Below are 3,518 nucleotides of genomic sequence, written 5' to 3'. Positions count from 1 at the left end.
GCCACCGACTGTGCCTCGCGGGTGAAGCGGGCCTTGGACACCGGGTCCTCGGCGAGGTCGGCGCGCAGCAGCTTCACGGCGACGGTGCGGCCCAGGCGCACGTCCTCGGCGGCGAACACCTCCGCCATGCCACCTCGGCCGAGCCGGCGCGTCAGGCGGTAGCGCCCGTCGCCGACAGATTGATGGGGCTCCACGTCGAAGTCGAGGGGCTCGACTATCATTAGTCCTCACTACATTCGCGCCCATTAGGCGACAGGCCGACCGAGCATGGCCGTGTGAGTCACAGCTTCACCGCTCACCTATTCGCGTGCAGGCAGTCGGCCACAGCGCATACACCGCGCACTAGCTTGCTCCGCACCCTGGCACGCGGGGACTGCAACTACCTAAATTCAGAACACAGGTGGCCATCAGTCAACGTCATCGACATGTTGAAGACCAGCCCATGCTCCCATCTTCCCGCTCGGTAATTCATCATGCCCCGGCAAACCGTGCGACCGAGAGGGGCAAAGGTCCCCTAGGTAAGGCCGAAAGTCCCGCCACATGCTGATCTGGCAGCTGCAGTGAAGAGTGAGGCCTTTTCATCCTGCGTCCGATCTGGCCTGATGGAGGGTGAGGACGGCTTGGACGAGGGCTGATGCGGGTGGTTGAGCACCTCAGCTTATGGAGGAGTCGCCAGGTTTTGAGGGAGGCCATGGTTTCCAGAGTCAGGGCCCGAACACCGAAGCTCCGTTGGATAGGCGAGTTGGTTACTCACCCATCTCAACGGAGCTTCGGTCGTTCCCATCGCAGGCCCTGGCCAGCAGCTATGCAAGATCAGCCAGAACTTGCATCAGCCCTGACCTCATACGGGACAACCTCTACACAGCTTGACCTAACGTAGACATTAGAGCCGCCTCTCTATGGTGTTCGTTATGTGCCTTCTGTGCCTTGAGGTGACAACAGCAACATGAATTTGTTCAAACGGGCTTGGTGGCGTCTCGCGGCGTCGACAGGTAAAACAGTGCTGACGACCGGGATTTTCCTCGCGATCTGCACCCTTGTCTTGTCGGGCTTCCTCATACAGTCCGCAGCCGAACGGGCAGCGGTGCAGGCAAAAGAGAAAGTTGGAGCCGTCGCCACACTGTCCATAGATATGCAGGCCATGATGGCCGAGAGCAACACCAAGGGAAGCGGTGGCATGGCGGGCAATATAGAAATTGCCCCCAAGAGTCAGCTGCGCAGCAAACAGGTAGATCGACTGGGTGCGTCTTCCGGTGTTACTCACTTCACTTATGAAACGCAGGGGGTGGCTGCCCCGACGGACGGCTTGAAGCCGTATGGGGGCTCTACGCGGTCTGCTGATTCTGGTATTGGGAATGATGAGGTCCAAGTCACCGGCGTCCGTGACTCCTCGGCGCAAGTCGATTTCCGCAATGGTTCATCGCGGATCGTCGATGGCAAAGGTATCGGCCTCGGCGTCAAGGGTAATGCGGTGCTCCTCGAAAAGCGGTTCGCCGATGCCAACAAATTGACGGTTGGCGGCACGATCAAGCTGCGTAGTGTCACTGAACCTGGAAAGCACGGTGACGCGCGGGATTTCGCTGTGGTTGGAATCTATGCCAGTGACAAGTCATCAAGCAAGAACATGCCGGCGATCATGGATCCGGGCAACAGCATTTACACAACACTCGAAGGTTCAGCTGGCCTGAACGGGGAAGCTCTCGATGGTGATGGCGCCAGCGTCAGCAAGGCGACGTTCACCCTTCGTGATCCTTCCGATCTGGCTCGTCTCCAGAAGGAGGCCAAAGCTCTGGGGATCAATCCGAAGGTCTATCCGCTGAAGCTCAACGACAAGCAGTTCAAGGAGTTGACGGGTCCCATCTCCAAGACGGCGGCTTTTGCCACGGCCACGGTGTGGCTGGTGGCGGGTACGGGCACGGCCATCTTGTCGCTGATCACCGCGTACTCGTTGCGAGAGCGGCGCCGGGAGTTGGGAGTGCTGCTGGCTCTGGGGGAGCGCAAGCCCCGCCTGCTTGGCCAGCACCTAGCGGAAATCATCACGTGCGCGCTGGTCGCCATCGCAGTGTCGGTCCCGGCCAGTCAGGTCCTGGCGCAGACGGTGGGCAACAAGCTGCTGGCCGGCGAGGTGTCACATGCCAAGGATGAGAAGCCTGATGCTCAGAGCGCGGCGACCATGGGCATTATTGGGAGCGAGGACGACATGCCCGCAGCGGAGCCCATCGACACGATGGATGTGCGTCTGGGTGCGGGCGACATCGCGACCGTCTCCGCGGCCGGGCTCGGCATCGCGGTGATCGCCACCCTCATCCCCGGCTACCGCGTGCTGCGCCGCAGGCCCAGCCAAATCCTCACGAAGGGCGACTGACCATGTCGCACACCCCGTCTCCCGGTGTTCCCGTCCTGCGGTTGGCAGGCGTCTCCAAAGCCTATTCCGGCAGCAACAAGAGCGGGCGCACCGTCTTGAAGTCCGTCTCCTACGACTTCGAGGAGGGCCGCATGTACTCGATCAGCGGCCCGTCCGGAAGCGGCAAGACCACGCTGTTGTCACTGGCGGGCGGCCTGGACTCGCCCAGTTCCGGCACGATCTCCTTCCGTGGGCGTGATCTGGGTGACCTGGGGCTGGCCAACTACCGTCGACGGCACGCGGCCACGGTCTTTCAGTCCCTGAACTTGCTCACCTACATGAGCGCCGTCCAGAACATCACCTCGGCCATGGAGATCACCGGGACTCACATCCCCCGTCGCAAACAAAAAGCCGAGGACCTACTAGAAATGCTCGGCATCGCCCCGCAGGACCGACACCGCAAGACCCTGCAACTGTCCGGAGGGCAACAGCAACGCGTGGCCATCGCCCGCGCGATGGCCTGTAGGGTGGACATTCTCCTCGCGGACGAACCCACCGGCAGCCTCGATCATGACACTGCTGGTGAAATCATCGAAGTGTTCCGCAAACTCGCCCATGAGGACGGCAAATGCGTCATCATCGTTACCCACTCCCGTGAAGTCGCGAACGCCTCGGACGAGGCCTTGTGCCTCAAGCGCGGCGCACTGAAATCCCAATAAGGTTCGGGCCTTGACTCAAGGCCGGCAAACCCTTAACGAACTCGCAGGCCACGCAGGGGGGTATTGAAGGATTCCTGACGTAGAGCAACGGAGCTCGTTGGAACAAGCAGTCGACCAAGACAGCTTGTATTCGAGGAGCTCCGTTGCCCTTTCATTGAGCTTCTTCAGCGGTGCTGCTCCAGGGTGAGGACCGCTTTGGTCATTGACGTCAGTCGGTTGGGGCTGCAGCGGGCTCGGCGGAAGAGCCGCCAGGTCTTCAGGCGGGCGAAGGCCTGCTCAACAGGGCTGCGTAGTCGGGAGTGTGCACGGTTGACGGCCTTCTGTGCGGTGGTGAGCTCGTGTCCGCAGTGTCGCTTGAAGGAACTTCTTCAACTCGGCCACTGATCGGGGGATGGTTGGTGGCCCGTAACAGGCGAGGCTCTCGGACTGTTGAGCGGGATGTCTCACGTCCCAAC

The 3,518-nt window shown here is 61.2% G+C and carries 2 protein-coding genes and 3 pseudogenes; 2 read left to right on the top strand and 3 right to left on the bottom strand.

Annotation, left to right across the window (positions count from 1 at the left end):
- Together ACFVFQ_RS38480 and ACFVFQ_RS38475 are read right to left on the bottom strand one after the other, a co-directional pair.
- Window positions 1-221: pseudogene (locus ACFVFQ_RS38480) on the bottom strand (hypothetical protein); the annotation flags it as partial.
- A 357-nt stretch (window positions 222-578) separates the two neighbouring features.
- A pseudogene (locus ACFVFQ_RS38475) lies at window positions 579-717 on the bottom strand (IS5/IS1182 family transposase); the annotation flags it as partial.
- Between the two features lie 229 nt (window positions 718-946).
- On the opposite strand from ACFVFQ_RS38475, the gene ACFVFQ_RS38470 reads away from it, so the two are divergent.
- Both ACFVFQ_RS38470 and ACFVFQ_RS38465 read left to right on the top strand, forming a co-directional pair.
- Window positions 947-2,365, top strand: a complete 1,419-nt coding sequence (locus ACFVFQ_RS38470; RefSeq protein WP_383425355.1) for an ABC transporter permease — start codon at window positions 947-949, stop codon at window positions 2,363-2,365.
- Window positions 2,366-2,367: 2 nt separating this feature from the next.
- Window positions 2,368-3,063 carry an ABC transporter ATP-binding protein gene (locus ACFVFQ_RS38465; RefSeq protein WP_383425353.1) on the top strand — a complete coding sequence of 232 codons (696 nt, stop codon included), beginning with the start codon at window positions 2,368-2,370 and terminating at the stop codon, window positions 3,061-3,063.
- Between the two features lie 164 nt (window positions 3,064-3,227).
- On the opposite strand, the pseudogene ACFVFQ_RS38460 reads toward ACFVFQ_RS38465, so the two are convergent.
- Window positions 3,228-3,398, bottom strand: a pseudogene (locus ACFVFQ_RS38460) (transposase family protein); the annotation flags it as partial.
- Window positions 3,399-3,518: the final 120 nt, after the last annotated feature.

Origin of the sequence: Streptomyces sp. NPDC057743 (assembly GCF_042798755.1) — a bacterium.
GTDB lineage: Bacteria > Actinomycetota > Actinomycetes > Streptomycetales > Streptomycetaceae > Streptomyces.
The sequence above is the reverse complement of the archived record's forward strand: the minus strand, read 5'-3'. Positions and strand labels throughout refer to the sequence as shown.